Source organism: Christiangramia sp. 3-2217-3z (genome assembly GCF_051195275.1).
GTDB classification, from domain to species: Bacteria; Bacteroidota; Bacteroidia; order Flavobacteriales; family Flavobacteriaceae; genus Christiangramia; species Christiangramia marina.
Map to the genome: position 1 here is coordinate 22517 of NZ_JBNJLI010000001.1, position 15943 is coordinate 38459.

The following is a 15943-nucleotide window of genomic DNA, read 5'->3' on the forward strand; positions in this document are numbered from 1 at the left end:
TATCTGGTTTTCAAAACGGAAAAGAAGATGAAAAATTGCAGTTGTATGTATATTTCATTCCCGTAATTTTAATTTATACTCATAAATTGCAATAAATGGTCGTATATTGAGTTATAACTGTTTAAGGTTTAGTTATCTCACAAAAGCTTCTGATCGACCCCTGTCTAAGGCATTTTAGCTAAATGGTGCTTTCTTAACAGGAATATTACTATATATTTGTTTATCATTCATTCATAAGGAAAATGAAAAAAACTACAATCTTATTGATCGCGACGATCTTTCTTGTCGACTTTTCAATATTTGCACAGGAGGATAGTGGGGATCGTGTGATAACTACGGCTGTTCCCTTTTTGCTTGTAGCGGCAGATGCCAGAGCTGCAGGGATGGGAGACCAGGGAGTCGCTACTTCTCCAGATGTGTTCTCTCAACAATGGAATCCAGCAAAATATGCTTTTGCTACCAGTGAAAATGGAGTTTCTGTTTCTTATACTCCTTACCTCAGTGAGATAGTGAATGATATCTTTCTTGGTAGCTTAAACTATTTCCATAAGATCGATGATAGAAGTGCGGCCGCAGCCTCGCTAAGATATTTCAGCCTTGGTTCTATTGAAACCAGAGAGATCTTCGAGCAGATGCCAATCCTTGTGAATCCTAACGAACTTACTTTTGATATTTCTTATTCCTTAAAGCTAAGTGATTATATTTCCATGGCTGTAGCCGGCCGGTACTTACGATCTGATCTTGGTTTACAGGATAACGAGGATCTTGGAGCGGCCTCTACCTTTGGAGTGGATGTAGCCGCATATTATCAGAGTGCCAATCTAACCTTTGGAGGTTTTGACGGGCAATGGAGATTAGGTGCAAACATTGCGAACATTGGACCTAAAATGAAGTATGATGATGCAGGTCAGGAAAACTTCATACCAACCAATTTAAAGCTTGGAGGTGGTTTTGATTTTATTTTTGATGTGGATAATAAATTAGGGACCTACGTAGAATTTAATAAACTTCTGGTTCCAACTCCGCAGGATTTTAATGGTGATGGACAAATAACTGCTGAAGATGATCTTATTTATAACGAAACCAGTTCCATTGGTGGTATTTTCGAATCTTTCGGAGATGCTCCAGATGGTTTTTCAGAAGAATTGAAAGAGGTGACCGTTGCAGTAGGAGCGGAATACTGGTATCAGGAGAAATTTGCTTTGAGAGCAGGTTATTTTAACGAAAGTGATCAAAAAGGTTTTAGAAAATTCTTTGCACTTGGAGCTGGCTTCGCTTATGAATCTGTAGTGATCGATGCTTCATATTTATTCTCGACCTCTACAGTGCCTAGTCCACTGGAAGGAACGCTTAGATTCGGTTTGAGCTATAATTTTGGCGATACTTTCAATAATTAAATAATACGTTTTAAATTATAAACAAATCGGGGATCCTGTGGGTTTCCGATTTTGTTGTCTTTAATAATCACTAATGAGAAAATTAGATATTACTACCAGCCTCGAGGTTTATGATTCTGCGCAGGAGCTTTCCGAAGAATTACAGGATCTTATGAAGCAGGCAGTTGAAGTAAGAGATCAGGCTTATGCACCATACTCAAAATTTAAAGTAGGGGCAGCGATTTTACTGGATAATGGTGAGGTTGTTGTTGGGAGCAATCAGGAAAATGCATCCTATCCTTCTGGTCTTTGTGCTGAAAGAACCGCTGTTTATTATGCTGGGGCAAAGTTTCCTGGGTCCAGAATCCTGAAGATCGCAATTACTGCTCGTTCTTTGAACCAGGAAATCACCAAACCGGTACCACCTTGCGGAGCTTGCAGGCAGGCATTGGTAGAATACGAAGTAAAGCAAAAGGAAGCTATCGAGTTATATTTTATGGGTGAAACCGGAGAGGTGATGAAAGCAGCATCGGTTGCCGAGATTCTGCCTTTAGTTTTTGACAGTAATTGTCTATAAGGTTTTCGTAATTTTTTGCTTTAAAACTGTTTTCGTTTCTTGCTGAAAATAGTATTTTTGTTATCCGCTCGGCAAAACCAATCTGTCTGGCCTTTTAAATATAAATTTTAGATGAAGAAAATTACAAAAGCCACATACTTAAAGTGGTACGAGGATATGTTGTTCTGGCGTAAATTTGAAGACAAGCTTGCGCAGGTTTATATTCAACAGAAAGTTAGAGGATTTTTACATTTATATAATGGGCAGGAAGCAATTTTAGCCGGAGCATTGCATGCGATGGATCTTGAGAAAGATCGTATGATCACTGCTTACCGAAATCACGTTCAGCCAATAGGTATGGGTGTGGATCCAAAAAGGGTGATGGCAGAGCTTTACGGTAAGAAGACTGGAACATCTATGGGACTTGGCGGTTCTATGCACATTTTCGCAAAAGAACATAGATTTTACGGGGGTCACGGGATCGTTGGTGGTCAGATTCCACTAGGAGCCGGTTTGGCCTTTGCAGATAAATACCACAAAAGGGATAACGTAACTCTAACTTTCATGGGTGACGGTGCTGTTAGACAGGGTTCTCTTCATGAAACTCTAAATATGGCTGTAAACTGGAACCTTCCAGTTGTATTTTGTGTTGAAAATAACGGATACGCGATGGGAACATCTGTAGCTCGTACTTCTAAAGATACAGAGATCTGGAAGTTAGGTAATGGTTACGAAATGCCATGTGGTCCTGTAGACGCTATGGATCCAGTAAAGGTTGCTGAAGCTTTGGATGAAGCGATCACACGTGCTCGTAAAGGTGACGGTCCAACTTTCCTTGAGTTGAAAACTTACCGATACAGAGGTCACTCTATGAGTGATGCTCAGAAGTACAGAACTAAGGATGAGGTAGCCGATTATCAAAAACTAGATCCAATCACTAAGGTGAAGAAGATCATACAGGATAAAAAATACGCTTCAGATAAAGAGATCAAGGAGATCGATAAGCGAGTAAAGGAAAGAGTGGCAGAATGTGAGAAATTTGCTGATGAGTCAGATTTCCCAGATAAGAACATCATGTACGATGTTGTTTACGAACAGGAAGATTATCCATTTCTAGCACATAAATTAGATTAAACTATGGCAGAAGTTATCAAAATGCCGCGTTTGAGCGATACCATGGAAGAGGGTACCGTTGCAAAGTGGTTAAAGAAAAAAGGAGATAAAGTAGAAGAGGGAGATATCCTTGCAGAGATCGAGACCGATAAGGCGACGATGGAGTTTGAATCTTTCTATGATGGTACTTTGCTTCATATAGGTGTTGAAGAAGGAGACGGCGCACCAGTTGACGAGCTTCTGGCAATTATTGGAGAAGAAGGGGAAGATATTTCAGACCTTATTGAAGGTGGTGGAAAATCTTCAGATTCTTCGGAAGATAAAGAAGAGGCTAAAGATTCTTCAGATGATGATTCCGAAGAGAAGAAAAATGATAAAAAGGATAAGGAAGAGAGTAAATCTGATTCAGATAAAGACTCTTCTGATGATTCTGATTCTTCAGGAGGTATTCCTGAAGGAGTTGAGGTGGTGAAAATGCCACGTCTTAGTGATACAATGGAAGAAGGAACTGTTGCAGCCTGGCTGAAGCAGGAAGGAGATAAAGTAGAAGAAGGCGATATTCTTGCTGAAATCGAAACAGATAAAGCAACAATGGAATTCGAATCTTTCTATGAAGGAACACTTCTAAAGATCGGTATCCAGGAAGGTGAATCTGCCAAAGTTGATAGCTTACTAGCTATTATTGGACCTGAAGGAACAGATGTTTCTGGCATTGATGGTTCTACAGACACTTCAGCCAAGAAGAAATCTTCAGATTCTTCCGAAGAAAAACAAAAAGACGAATCGAAAGATTCAGATAAGGAGGAAAAAGAAGATAAGAAATCGAGTGATTCTTCTGCATCTAACGATGGAAAACGAATTTTTGCTTCCCCTCTGGCTAAGAAAATGGCCGAAGATAAAGGAATCGATCTTGCAAATGTAGATGGTTCCGGAGAGAATGGAAGAATCGTTAAAAAAGATATCGAAAACTTTAAAGGAGCTGAAAAGAAGGAAGCTGCTACAGAAGCAAAATCAGATTCTTCAAAAGAAACTACTGCTTCAGTACAGCCATACACTCCAGCAGGTGAGGAAAGCTATGAGGAGCGTAAAAACTCTCCAATGCGTAAAACGATCGCCAAAAGACTTGGAGAGTCTAAATTTACAGCACCACATTACTATCTTACGATAGAAGTGGACATGGCGAACGCGATGGCTTCACGCAAGCATATCAACGAGATGCCTGATGTTAAGGTGTCTTTCAATGATATGGTGATCAAAGCTTCAGCAATGGCCTTAAGAAAGCACCCGCAGGTGAACAGCCAGTGGACAGGTGACACGATGAAACTTGCCAATCATATCCACATGGGAGTTGCAGTTGCAGTCGATGAAGGATTGGTAGTTCCAGTACTTAAGTTTGCTGATCAAATGTCTCTTACTCAAATTGGAGGTAATGTTAAAGACCTTGCCGGGAAAGCTAGAAATAAAAAGATACAACCAGCCGAAATGGAAGGAAGTACTTTTACTGTTTCTAATCTTGGAATGTTTGGGATTGTAGAATTCACAAGTATTATCAATCAGCCAAACTCAGCAATTCTTTCTGTTGGAACGATTGTAGAGAAGCCTGTAGTTAGAAATGGGGAGATCGTAGTTGGTAATATCATGAAACTTACCCTTGCTTGTGACCACCGTACAGTAGATGGAGCAACAGGAGCACAGTTCCTGCAAACTCTAAAAACATATATGGAAAACCCAGTGACGATGCTGGCATAAGTTTAGCCGTCATAACTATATTTGAATCCCGCATAATTGCGGGATTTTTTTATCTTTAGCTTTATGAGAAACACTACATATAAAGGTAAAATAGCTGGTTTGACAATGGTAGTTGCAGGATTATTATCCTGTAATGCGCAAACTACTGAGAATGTTATAGACAGTAAAGAGGTTGCAGAGCATCTGGAATACTTAAGTTCAGATGATCTATTGGGCAGAAAGACCGGTACAGCCGGAATTGAAGAGGCCGCCAGCTTTATAGAAAAAGAATTTAAAAGCGCCGGAATCAAACCTTATTTTGAAACTTACCGGGATAGCTTTCAGGTTAAAAATATCGATGGATTTAATATTGTAGGTTACCTTGAGGGAAGTGACGAAAAGCTCAAAAATGAGTTTATCGTGATAGGAGCTCATTACGACCATATTGGTGAAGGAAAACCGGTGGATGGCGATGCTATAGCTAATGGTGCTAATGATAATGCTGCGGGTACCGTTGCAGTCCTCGCGCTGGCAAAAGAGTTCGCTAAGCTGAAAAATAATAAGAGAAGCATCCTGTTTACTTTATTTTCTGCGGAAGAGATGGGGTTGGTAGGCTCAAAACATCTTGCCAATAAACTAAAATCTGAAGAGCTTGATCTGTATGTCATGTTCAATATTGAAATGATTGGAGTTCCCATGAAAGCCAAAGATTACAAGGCGTATCTCACCGGATTTGAAAAATCTAACCTAGCTGAAAAATTCAATGAATATTCTAAAGGTGAGAAGGTGCTTGGATTTTTGCCACAAGCGCAGCAAATGAGCTTATTCAAACGAAGCGACAACTACCCATTCTATGAAACCTTTGGTGTGCCGTCACAAACTGTTTCTACTTTCGATTTTTCAAATTATAATTACTACCATCACGTAGATGATGAAGCTGAAAAACTTGATCCGGAATTCATGTCTGAGCTTATTAGTGCATTGATCCCAGGACTTACCAAAATGGCAAATTCTGAAGAGAAAGAAATTAAAATGACGGGTGATGAGTAAAATTGTGATTACCGGAACCAGTCGTGGAATTGGATTTGAAATGGTGAAGATCTTTGCAGAACAGGGTCACGAAGTACTGGCACTTTCCAGAGATAATGAACCAGTCAAAAAACTAAGCCTTGACCAAGTGAATGCGCTCGCATTCGATATTACCAGTGTTTCTGAGATTGAAAGTGTTGGTAAATGGATCGCAGATAGATGGGACTCTAAAGTTGATATTCTAATAAATAATGCAGGAACACTTTTAAATAAACCTTTTGCTGAGTCTACCATGGAGGATTTTTCAGAAGTATATAAAGTGAATGTGATAGGAGTCGCTGAGCTTACCCGCCAGTTTTTACCATTTATGAACACGGGAGGACATGTTGTTAATGTTAGTAGTATGGGTGGAATACAGGGAAGTATGAAGTTTCCGGGACTTGCTGCTTATAGTTCAAGTAAGGGAGCGCTTATTACACTTACTGAGCTACTTGCTGAAGAATACAAAGAGAATGGTCCAGCCTTCAATGTTCTTGCCTTGGGTGCTGTTCAAACTGAGATGCTTGAAGAAGCTTTTCCTGGTTACGAGGCACCGATTTCTGCGGAAAAAATGGCGAGTTATATAGCCGATTTTAGTCAGAACGGTCAGCAGTTCTACAATGGGAAGATCATGCAGGTTTCTAATAGTACTCCATAATTTATGAGAGAAATTCTTTCAAAATATCTTCCGGCTACTGCTGTGGAACCTATTTCTGAAATGATCAGGTTGCATTCGGTTCATTTGAAGATTGTAAACGAAAGAGTGACCAGGCATGGAGATTACCGGAGAATGCCAGATGGGTCTCAGCAAATTACCATCAATTCTAATTTGAATAAATATAGATTTCTAATTACCACAGTACACGAGATCGCACATCTGGTAGCTTTCGAAAAATATGGAAGAAGTATCAAACCACATGGCCAGGAATGGAAACATTGTTTTAGAAGTTTAATGTTACCTTTCATCAGGCCCGAGGTTTTTCCAGGTTCTTTATTGCCAGTGATAGCAAATCACTTCAGAAACCCTAAAGCTTCAAGTGATACAGATGCACATCTTTCAGTAGCATTGAAAAGCTATGATGCCGAAAATGATAAGAACTATGTTTTTGAGATCCCTTCTGGTAGCATTTTCAGAATTCATAATGGTAAAACCTTCAAGAAAGGGCCTAGAAAAGTAAAAAGATTTGAATGTCTGGAAATTGATACCGGACGTATATATTTATTTCAGCCTAATGCTGAAGTAGAACTGCTAAAAGTTTAAATATGACTGGAACCAAGAAAGACAATTATTATGCTATCCTTATGGCCGGTGGAGTCGGTTCCAGGTTCTGGCCTGCCAGCAAGAAATCTTCTCCCAAGCAATTTCTGGACATACTTGCTGTTGGTGAAACTCTATTTCAAACCACTTTTAAAAGACTGTCGAGATTAATTCCCCAGGAAAACATCTACGTGCTTACGAATGAAGATTATGTAGATGTGATTAAGGAACAGATTAGTTCGATCCACGATGATCAAATTGTTGGAGAACCGGCTATGAGAAATACTGCACCCAGCATTTTACTGGGGTCCATGAAGATCTACGATAAAAATCCAGATGCCAGTATTGTGGTTGCTCCAAGTGACCATTGGATTAAGGAAGAGGAGGATTTCATTACAGCTTTGGAAAAGGCCTTTTTAGAGGTTGAAAATAATGATAAGCTTATCACTCTCGGGATTGAGCCTAATAGCCCCAATACTGGTTATGGCTATATAGAGTATGATAAAAATGAAGCTGCTGAGGTTAAACCAGTAATTAAATTTACTGAAAAGCCTGGCGAGAAGAAAGCTCAGGAATTTCTGGATGCAGGGAATTATGCCTGGAACGCGGGTATTTTTATCTGGCGGGCGGAGACGATCATTGCAAATTTCAAGACTCATTTGCGTGAAATGTATGACCTGTTCGCGAAGGCCGAAAAACTCTTGAATACTACGGAAGAAAAAAAATTTATAAAGGAGAACTATCATCTGGCAGCTAATATTTCTATTGATTACGGTATCATGGAAAAGTCGGATAAAGTATATATGATCCCTGCCAGTTTTGACTGGAATGACCTGGGAACCTGGTCATCTGTTCAGTCTGAGCTTCCAGCAGATGAAGACGGGAATACCTTAATGAAGGCCCGAGTGCTTTCAAAGGATGCAAGTAACAACATCATCTCTACCTCTGGGAATAAATTGGTAGTGATTCAGGGACTTGATGACTATATAATCGTAGAAGATAAGGACGTGCTTATGATCGTTCCCAAATCCAACGAACAGGGGATTAAAGAATGGCGTAAAACGGTGATGGACAAATTTGGTGTAGAATTAGGTTAAGATGGAAGAAAAACAAGCTCTTAAGGAAGAGCCGAAAGAGAAGGTTTCAGAAAACCTTAGTAAGGATGCGAAGCAAATAAGCAGCCAGGCAAGAAATTTCCTGAGCCGATTGCTGGATATACGTCCGGATACCGATAGGGAATCTACGGTAGAGGCTGTGCAGAAGGATATATCCTTTAAAGGACATAACGCCTGGATCCTTATTTTCTCCATTTTCGTAGCGTCTATTGGTCTAAACGTAAGTAGCACTGCTGTAGTTATCGGTGCCATGCTTATCTCTCCATTAATGGGTCCTATTGTAGGAATTGGAATGGCGGTAGCTATAAACGATGTGGATACACTCAGACGTTCATTTGTCAACCTGGGAATAATGGTTGGGCTTAGTGTTTTAACTGCCACTGTTTACTTCTTTATCTCACCCGTTAAGAACGAAACACCGGAGCTTGTAGCCAGAACATATCCAACCATACTGGATGTGCTGGTAGCGATTTTTGGTGGTTTAGCGTTAATAGTGGCGAAGACGAAAAGAGGAACCATTGCCAGTGTGATACTTGGAGTTGCGATTGCAACAGCTTTGATGCCTCCATTATGTACGGTGGGATATGGTATAGCCAATGCTAAATGGGAATATGCTCTTGGAGCATTATATTTATTTTCAATTAATGCCGTATTTATAGCGCTATCTACATTTGTGGTTGCCAAATTACTTGGTTTTCCATTAGTACGTTATGCCAATAGCAAGCGAAGGAAGAGAATCGCGCAGATTGCATCTACTATAGCCATTATCGTAATGATCCCGAGTGTTGTTTTATTTGTTAAGCTTTTAAGAGAGCAGGTTTATCATAGTAAGGCAGAAGAGTTCATCACAAATAACCTAAGATATAACGGAGCTGAAATCATCAAAAATACCAGTGATTTTAAGGATAAGGAAGTTGATATCTATTTTATTGGGAACCCTGTTCCGAATGCCACGATCGAAACCTGGAAGAGCCAGATGAAAGAGATTGAAGCACTGGCAGATGCTGAACTGATAGTCCACCAGGGAGCAGATCAATCACAGGATATGGATATGCTGTCGAGTCAGTTGAGAAGCGGTATTCTTGAAGATCTTTATGTTAAGAATCAGGAAGTGATGGCTAACAAGGATAAAAGAATTGAGCTTCTCGAAAAAGAGTTGTCTAAATATCGCGGAGAAAAATTCAGTTTTACTGAATTGAGTAAGGAAGCCAAGATCAATTATGAAGACATTGAAGAAATAGGCTACTCTAATCTTATGACCACAAATTTCCAGAAGACTGATACTATCCCAACCTTTACTGTAACCTGGGATAGAGATTTACGCGGTGACAAGTTAAAAGTTCAGCAAGATAAATTTGGTCAGTGGATGAAGATGAGATTAAAGCTGGATACAGTAGCGATCAAGAATGTTCGTTAGTCAAGAGTTTATGAGCACTTAAATATCTGTACTGAGTGAAAGTTCAAAATTTAGACTTATACGACTATAAGAAGTTGTAAACAATTCAGAAAATTGGGAGAATAGGACAGATTTTACTACTGATTTTGATTGGGATAAGTTTTCATGTGAAACTAATATAAAATTTAGCTGAATAAATACCGCGAAAGAAATGGAATAATCTTAAAGATCTAATTGGTAATTGGATAGAACTTGAATGAGATAATGATGGTTGATTTTTGAAAAAGTTCTTGAACAAGAATTTTTACCGGTAGAATCAAACTAGCTCTGTTTAGAACAACTGTCAATCTTTTACTGGGTATAAAGCGGAAAAATTGTTTTTGTTAGACAAAGAAAATATTGATCCGAAAATTCAGTTGCCAAAATCGCACAACTTGCGATAACAGAAAACTACTGCTGCAAGTCCTACGACTAACCAAAAAACTTTATATTTCTAATGCCCCTTCAGCTGAGCTTCTCGAACTTTTTTGAATAGATTGGAAGAGTAAACGAAATCTGTTACAGTTCTATCCTGAGTATGGAAGATGTCTTCTTTAGTACCTTTCCAGGCCAATAGTCCGTCTTTTAAAAACGCGATTCTTTCTCCAATCTCTAATACAGAATTCATATCGTGCGTAATTACAACAGTAGTAATTTCATTTTCATGAGTCAGCTGTTGTATAAGGTTATCAATGATGGTGGCTGTCTGTGGATCCAGACCCGAGTTTGGTTCATCGCAGAAAAGATATTTAGGTTTATTTACAATCGCTCTGGCAATCGCTACCCTTTTCTGCATCCCTCCACTAATTTCAGAAGGCATTTTAGTGTCGTTTCCTTCGAGATTAACTCTTTTCAATACTTCGTGTACGCGATCACGCATTTCACCTCTCTTCTGATTAGTGAACATTCGCAATGGGAACATCACATTCTCTTCAACGGTCATGGAATCGAAAAGCGCTCCACCCTGAAACAGCATTCCAATTTCGGTTCTTAATTCCCTCTGCTCTTCATCTGAAAAGTTGGAGTAGGGTTTCCCGTCATATTCTATCGCACCCTGATCTGGTTTAAACAATCCAAGCATACACTTCAGAAAAACACTTTTCCCAGATCCAGATTGCCCGATGATAAGATTTGTTTTACCGCGCTCAAATTGATAGTCGATACCTTTTAGTACTTCCTGACCGTTAAAACCTTTATGTAAATTCTTTACCTGTATCATATGCTAGCTTAATAAAAGTTGTGTTATAACGTAGTTGGTAATGATCAAGACCACACTTGTCCATACGAATGAGGTGGTAGAAGCTTCTCCAACTTCGAGGGCTCCACCTTTCATAAAATATCCGTGATAAGATGGGACCGTAGCGAGAATAAAGGCAAATAATATTGTTTTAATAAAAGCGTAAACAAGGTGAAAGCCAATGAAATCATCCTGCAACCCAGTAAGAAATTGATCGCTAGTCACAAAACCACCAAAAACTGCAGCTGTATAAGCCCCCGCAATTCCCAGGAACATAGATATGGCGATCACGAATGGATACGTAAGCATCGCCATGATCTTAGGGAAAATAAGGTAGTTCTTGGAATTAATACCCATAACCTCAAGAGCATCGATCTGCTCCGTAACCCTCATGGAACCAATACTGGAAGTGATAAAAGATCCAACCTTACCCGCCATGATAATGGAGATAAATGTGGGAGCAAATTCCAGAATGATCGACTGTCTTGCTGCGAAAGCAACCAGTGATTTTGGAATTAACGGATTGTTGAGGTTCAAAGCTGTTTGGATCGCGACAACCGCACCTATGAAGAAAGACAGGAATGATACAATTCCCATAGAGCCCATAATAAGCTCATTGATCTCCTTAAATATTAGATTTCTTAGAACCGAGCCTTTGGTCATTCTGCCAAAAACTCCCTTAAGCATTATAAAGTATTCCCCAATGGAGTACAGGTACGTCATCAATTCAATTTTCTCCAGCTAAAATACTAAAATTTCGTTCTAAAGTATTTAACGCTTAATTAAACTTTAGCGTTTCAAGTTTAGTAATTTTGGGAATTCAAACTAATTTTTTACAGAATGAAACGAAGCTTGATCATACTACTGATGCTAATAAGTTTTAAACCAGTTAGCTCTCAGATCACAAAAGAAAAACCAAAGCTGGTAGTTGGTATTGTTGTAGACCAGATGCGTTATGATTACCTAACCCGATTCTGGGATCAATTTGGAGAAAATGGATTTAGGAGAATGGTCAATAATGGCTATAACTTTAAAAATCATCATTTTAATTATGTTCCTACCTATACCGGCCCCGGGCATGCTTCAGTATTCACCGGGACAACTCCAGCAAATCACGGTATCATAGGAAATAACTGGTATGACAAGTTCGAGGATTCCTTTGTCTATTGTGCCGGTGATGATAATGTGAATCCTGTAGGAACTACAGACCGTGCTGGAAAAATGTCGCCTCATCGCATGAAATCTACCACTTTTGGTGATGAGAACAGGCTGCAAACTCAGGGAAAGGGTAAAACCATAGGGGTAGCCTTAAAGGATCGCGGAGCAATACTCCCAGCTGGTCACGCAGCTAATGCTGCTTACTGGTTTCATGGTAAGGACGAAGCGAAATGGATCACAAGTTCTTACTATATGGAGCAATTACCTCAATGGGTACAGGATTTTAACGAATCGGGTATAGCCAAATCTTATTTAAAGGAGTGGGCGCCGTTGAAGGATATTATGACGTATCAGCAAAGTGGTGTGGATCGTAATGAATTTGAGTTTGGTTTCGACGGAAAAGAAACTGCAGATTTCCCTTACGACTTGAAAGCACTGGCTAAAGAAAATGGTGAATATGATCTTATAAAAGCTACGCCTTTCGGAAATGATCTTACTGCAGAATTTGCTAGAGCTGCGATCAAGGGTGAAGACCTTGGAAAGGATAATGTTACAGATGTGCTTACCCTTAGTTTTTCCAGTACCGATTATGTAGGTCATAACTTTGGAGTGAACAGTAAGGAAATTCAGGATACCTACATGAGATTGGACCAAAATATTGCCGATGTTCTACAATATCTGGATGCTGAGTTTGGTGCTGGCGAGTATGTGGTTTTCCTGACTGCAGATCACGGTGGAGTAGATGTGCCTGCTTACTTAAAGTCTAAAAAAGTACCTGCTGGTTATTATGAAGAATTAACCATGAAGGAAAAACTGAATAAATTTTCTTCTGAAACATTCAAAAATGATAGTCTTATAAAAAATATAAGCAACAGCCAGATCTTCCTGAATTACGATGAATTGTTAGCTGAAGATCTTAGTTTGGAAGAAGTGACTTCAAAGATGTCTCATTTTTTATTGAAACAGGAGAAAATATCAAGAGTATTCACGAGGAATGAACTTCAGATCGGTGCGTTTTCAAACCAGATAGGAGAACTTATTCAGAATGGATATAATCAGAAACGTAGTGGAGACCTGGTATTTGTGATAGATCCTGGTTATATTGTATACCCTGATAAAGGGACGACTCATGGAAGTGGTTTCGCTTACGATACACATGCGCCTCTTCTTTTCTACGGAAAAGGAATTAAGAAAGGTGAAACTTACGAGAAAACGTACATTAGAGATATTGCACCCACTATTTCAGCGATGCTGGGAATTGCTTTTCCAAATGCTAGTACCGGGAAACCTTTAAAAGAAGTACTGGACAGGTAAATTAAAGAAACTTATTTTTAATAGCGTCCCAACGCAAATTTCTTATAAAACGGCCTTCTTCTTCGGAAACGAGAAAAGGTCGTTTTTTCTTTCTGGCATTAAAAAAACCAGATAGATAATGTAAAAAAGCGAAGGGATTCATCTTTAGAGCAGCAAGTTTAGCTGAAGCGATCATGCTTAAAGCAACTCCATATCGAAGTCTGTAGAATGCCTCTCCTTGCTTACGACCAGAATGTTCAAAATAATTCATCCCGGTAGGACGAAGATGTTTGACCAGAAGATTTTCATCAGTCACAACTTTCCATCCGTGGAATCTAGCCAGAAGTTCATCTGCGGTATCCCAGCCCATAGCAGGTTTAAGTTCCCCTATTTGTATAAAACAATGTTTGCTGTAAGCTTTTAATGCGCCACGAATATGATCTTTGCCTGTAAGATTTTCGGGAATCCATTTGTCCTTCCTCTGGACACTGCAAAAGCCTCCAGCCATTCCAACACCAGGTTGCGACTCAAATATCTCAACGATCCTTTGCAGATAATTTTCAGGAAAAATAAGGTCAGCGTCAAATTTGCAAATGATATCGAAATCATCGTCAAGCTGATAGTAGCCCTGATAGAAAGCATTGATCACCTTGCTTCCTGGAGCATGTTCTGCAGAAGATTTATTCTGAATGAGATCTATGAAGTCATATTTTTCAGCAAAACCCTCTACAATTTCTGAAGTTGCATCTGTAGAATTATCATCCACCACCACGATTTTCGCAGGTTTCAGCGTTTGATTAGCAAGGGACTCCAGAGTCCTGCCAATGATATTGGCTTCATTATGTGCGGGGATGATAATATAGATTCTCACGAAATGGGAATTTCAGTAAGCAGCTAAGATAGAGTATTAGATCCTTTCAGCATAGACCGCGTAGTACCTTGGAGTAAACTTCCGAAGAATAGGGCGTAAGCCAATTTTATTTACTGGATGTGCCCATTGAATACTATCTTTTATCTGCCAGCCAGATTTTTCCAGCAACCAGTCAAACTGCCATTTTTCAAACTCATGATAATGCCGGTCCCAGGGATCTATTTTGCTACGATAGGCGGGAGCAAACCATAGTTTTAAGGGAACGCTTGCTACAAGTTTTGAAGCTTTGATCTCTTTCAGAATATTATATGGAGCGAGTAGATGTTCGAAGATTTCGAACGCTGTAACGCAATCATAAGAATTTGTTTGGACCGCCTCAAAGTGATCGTCCAGATCTTCCCCACTGGTATTAGTTACCTGAAAACCCTCCTTTTCCATAATTTTTGAAAACGGATTGGGAACTCCCAGATCCAGAATTCGTTCCTCTCTGGAAATATGATTTTCTAAAAATTCCAGTGTCTTCTGAAAGCGTTCTTCAGGGAAACTTTGTTCGTACATTATACCTCGTAAGTGATCGCATTAATGTTCATTCCTGCACCAACGCTGGCAAACATTACGACGTCACCTTTCTCAAGTTTTTGATGGTCAATTTTACCTTTGCGTACAAGGTCCAGAAGCGTTGGAACGGTGGCTACACTGCTATTTCCCAGTTCGTGGATGGTCATAGGCATCACATGTTCAGGTGCTTGCATGTTATGCAATTTGTAGAACCTGTTGATGATAGCTTCATCCATCTTCTCATTCGCCTGGTGGATAAATACAGTTTTAAGATCTCCAATTGATTTCCCGCTATTCTCCAGACAGGTTTTCATCGCTTTTGGCACGTTCACCAGAGCAAATTCATAGATCTTGCGACCATTCATTTTTATAAAACGAATATCTTCGGAAGATTTGCTATTATTGGATTTTCCGAAGTAAATATATTCAGATTCCTGCAATGAGAATGTTGCCGACTCGTGAGAAAGAATACCTCCAGTTTCTTCTGAAGCTTCTAAAATTGCTGCTCCGGCACCATCAGAAAAGATCATGCTATCTCTATCGTGACTATCTACAACCCTGGATAAAGCTTCAGCACCAATTACCAGACAGCGTTTCGCAATTCCAGCCTTAATAAATGCATTTGCCTGCACCATCCCTTCGATCCAGCCAGGACAGCCAAAGAGGATGTCGTATCCTACACATTTAGGATTGCTGATCTTCAATTTTGCTTTTACCCGGGTAGCTAAACTTGGTACGGTGTCGCTTTGAACAGTATTAGATTTAACGTCACCATAATTATGAGCAACTATTATATAATCAAGAGTTTCAGGATCTATTCCAGCATCTTCTATAGCTTTTTTGCTAGCCAGAGTTGCAATGTCTGAAGTATTCATTTCAGGTTCAATATACCTGCGTTCTTCAATGCCAGTAATAGCTTTGAACTTGCGAATCGTAGTAGGATTGTCCTGAGGAAAAGAACTCCCGTCGAGGTTAAAGAACTCATGTTGCTCAAAGTCAGCATTTCTTGTGACAACATTGGGTATGTAACTTCCAGTACCGGTAATTTTAAAATTCATCTGACTCTGAGATTATAAATATTTCACAATTTAATTAAATAGCCTTAAGCTACATTTAAAATTTAATACTTTTTGGTCGAAAAAAAACCTGCCAGTTGACAGGTTTTTATTTCTAAAGT

At 39.4% G+C, this 15943-nt stretch carries 15 protein-coding genes; 10 read left to right on the forward strand and 5 right to left on the reverse strand.

Going from position 1 to position 15943, the window contains the following annotated elements; translation table 11 throughout:
- Positions 1-242 precede the first annotated feature (242 nt).
- The 9 genes from porV (at position 243) to ACSHZO_RS00135 (ending at position 9631) form a co-directional block, all read left to right on the forward strand.
- The gene (porV, locus tag ACSHZO_RS00095; protein ID WP_298247994.1) at positions 243-1397 is read left to right on the forward strand and encodes a type IX secretion system outer membrane channel protein PorV; all 1155 of its coding nucleotides are present in this window, start codon (positions 243-245) and stop codon (positions 1395-1397) included.
- Between the two features lie 73 nt (positions 1398-1470).
- Positions 1471-1953, forward strand: coding sequence for a cytidine deaminase (cdd, locus tag ACSHZO_RS00100; RefSeq protein WP_298247995.1), 483 nt, complete (start codon positions 1471-1473; stop codon positions 1951-1953).
- A 111-nt stretch (positions 1954-2064) separates the two neighbouring features.
- On the forward strand, positions 2065-3066 hold the full coding sequence (gene pdhA, locus ACSHZO_RS00105; protein WP_295178191.1) for a pyruvate dehydrogenase (acetyl-transferring) E1 component subunit alpha: 1002 nt from the start codon (positions 2065-2067) through the stop codon (positions 3064-3066).
- Positions 3067-3069: 3 nt separating this feature from the next.
- On the forward strand, positions 3070-4794 hold the full coding sequence (locus ACSHZO_RS00110; protein WP_298247996.1) for a pyruvate dehydrogenase complex dihydrolipoamide acetyltransferase: 1725 nt from the start codon (positions 3070-3072) through the stop codon (positions 4792-4794).
- Positions 4795-4857: 63 nt separating this feature from the next.
- Positions 4858-5823, forward strand: a complete 966-nt coding sequence (locus ACSHZO_RS00115) for a M28 family metallopeptidase (protein ID WP_298247997.1) — start codon at positions 4858-4860, stop codon at positions 5821-5823.
- The gene (locus tag ACSHZO_RS00120; RefSeq protein WP_298247998.1) at positions 5816-6499 is read left to right on the forward strand and encodes an SDR family NAD(P)-dependent oxidoreductase; all 684 of its coding nucleotides are present in this window, start codon (positions 5816-5818) and stop codon (positions 6497-6499) included. The genes ACSHZO_RS00115 and ACSHZO_RS00120 overlap by 8 nt, the downstream gene beginning before the upstream one ends.
- 3 nt (positions 6500-6502) lie before the next feature.
- Positions 6503-7102: a SprT-like domain-containing protein gene (locus ACSHZO_RS00125; protein WP_295178199.1), complete on the forward strand. Its 600-nt coding sequence runs from the start codon at positions 6503-6505 to the stop codon at positions 7100-7102.
- A 2-nt stretch (positions 7103-7104) separates the two neighbouring features.
- Positions 7105-8196, forward strand: coding sequence for a mannose-1-phosphate guanylyltransferase (locus ACSHZO_RS00130; RefSeq protein ID WP_298247999.1), 1092 nt, complete (start codon positions 7105-7107; stop codon positions 8194-8196).
- 1 nt (position 8197) lies between these two features.
- Positions 8198-9631, forward strand: coding sequence for a DUF389 domain-containing protein (locus ACSHZO_RS00135; RefSeq protein WP_298248000.1), 1434 nt, complete (start codon positions 8198-8200; stop codon positions 9629-9631).
- 472 nt (positions 9632-10103) lie between these two features.
- Here the strand turns inward: ACSHZO_RS00135 and ACSHZO_RS00140 are convergent, their stop codons facing one another.
- A complete protein-coding gene (locus ACSHZO_RS00140) occupies positions 10104-10868 on the reverse strand; it encodes an ABC transporter ATP-binding protein (RefSeq protein ID WP_298248001.1) in 765 nt (254 codons plus the stop codon).
- 3 nt (positions 10869-10871) lie between these two features.
- The gene (locus tag ACSHZO_RS00145) at positions 10872-11609 is read right to left on the reverse strand and encodes an MlaE family ABC transporter permease (RefSeq protein ID WP_295178207.1); all 738 of its coding nucleotides are present in this window, start codon (positions 11607-11609) and stop codon (positions 10872-10874) included.
- Between the two features lie 117 nt (positions 11610-11726).
- Here ACSHZO_RS00145 and pafA point away from each other — a divergent pair, with 117 nt between their 5' ends.
- Positions 11727-13358: an alkaline phosphatase PafA gene (pafA, locus tag ACSHZO_RS00150; RefSeq protein ID WP_298248002.1), complete on the forward strand. Its 1632-nt coding sequence runs from the start codon at positions 11727-11729 to the stop codon at positions 13356-13358.
- Position 13359: 1 nt separating this feature from the next.
- Here pafA and ACSHZO_RS00155 read toward each other — a convergent pair whose 3' ends face one another.
- From ACSHZO_RS00155 to ACSHZO_RS00165, 3 genes are read right to left on the reverse strand one after another with little or no spacing between them, the layout of a single operon-like run.
- Entirely contained in the window at positions 13360-14208 is an 849-nt protein-coding gene (locus tag ACSHZO_RS00155) for a glycosyltransferase (RefSeq protein ID WP_298248003.1), read from the reverse strand.
- A gap of 36 nt (positions 14209-14244) precedes the next feature.
- Positions 14245-14766: a methyltransferase domain-containing protein gene (locus tag ACSHZO_RS00160; protein WP_298248004.1), complete on the reverse strand. Its 522-nt coding sequence runs from the start codon at positions 14764-14766 to the stop codon at positions 14245-14247.
- Positions 14766-15824 (reverse strand): 3-oxoacyl-ACP synthase III family protein, encoded by a 1059-nt coding sequence (locus tag ACSHZO_RS00165; RefSeq protein ID WP_298248005.1) that lies wholly within the window; start codon positions 15822-15824, stop codon positions 14766-14768. The genes ACSHZO_RS00160 and ACSHZO_RS00165 overlap by 1 nt, the downstream gene beginning before the upstream one ends.
- Positions 15825-15943: the final 119 nt, after the last annotated feature.

Coding starts and splice junctions, on each gene's coding strand:
- porV (WP_298247994.1), top strand. CDS start 243: ATGAAAAAAACTACAATCTTATTGATCGCGACGATCTTTCTTGTCGAC.
- cdd (WP_298247995.1), top strand. CDS start 1,471: ATGAGAAAATTAGATATTACTACCAGCCTCGAGGTTTATGATTCTGCG.
- pdhA (WP_295178191.1), top strand. CDS start 2,065: ATGAAGAAAATTACAAAAGCCACATACTTAAAGTGGTACGAGGATATG.
- ACSHZO_RS00110 (WP_298247996.1), top strand. CDS start 3,070: ATGGCAGAAGTTATCAAAATGCCGCGTTTGAGCGATACCATGGAAGAG.
- ACSHZO_RS00115 (WP_298247997.1), top strand. CDS start 4,858: ATGAGAAACACTACATATAAAGGTAAAATAGCTGGTTTGACAATGGTA.
- ACSHZO_RS00120 (WP_298247998.1), top strand. CDS start 5,816: ATGAGTAAAATTGTGATTACCGGAACCAGTCGTGGAATTGGATTTGAA.
- ACSHZO_RS00125 (WP_295178199.1), top strand. CDS start 6,503: ATGAGAGAAATTCTTTCAAAATATCTTCCGGCTACTGCTGTGGAACCT.
- ACSHZO_RS00130 (WP_298247999.1), top strand. CDS start 7,105: ATGACTGGAACCAAGAAAGACAATTATTATGCTATCCTTATGGCCGGT.
- ACSHZO_RS00135 (WP_298248000.1), top strand. CDS start 8,198: ATGGAAGAAAAACAAGCTCTTAAGGAAGAGCCGAAAGAGAAGGTTTCA.
- ACSHZO_RS00140 (WP_298248001.1), bottom strand. CDS start 10,868: ATGATACAGGTAAAGAATTTACATAAAGGTTTTAACGGTCAGGAAGTA.
- ACSHZO_RS00145 (WP_295178207.1), bottom strand. CDS start 11,609: ATGACGTACCTGTACTCCATTGGGGAATACTTTATAATGCTTAAGGGA.
- pafA (WP_298248002.1), top strand. CDS start 11,727: ATGAAACGAAGCTTGATCATACTACTGATGCTAATAAGTTTTAAACCA.
- ACSHZO_RS00160 (WP_298248004.1), bottom strand. CDS start 14,766: ATGTACGAACAAAGTTTCCCTGAAGAACGCTTTCAGAAGACACTGGAA.
- ACSHZO_RS00165 (WP_298248005.1), bottom strand. CDS start 15,824: ATGAATTTTAAAATTACCGGTACTGGAAGTTACATACCCAATGTTGTC.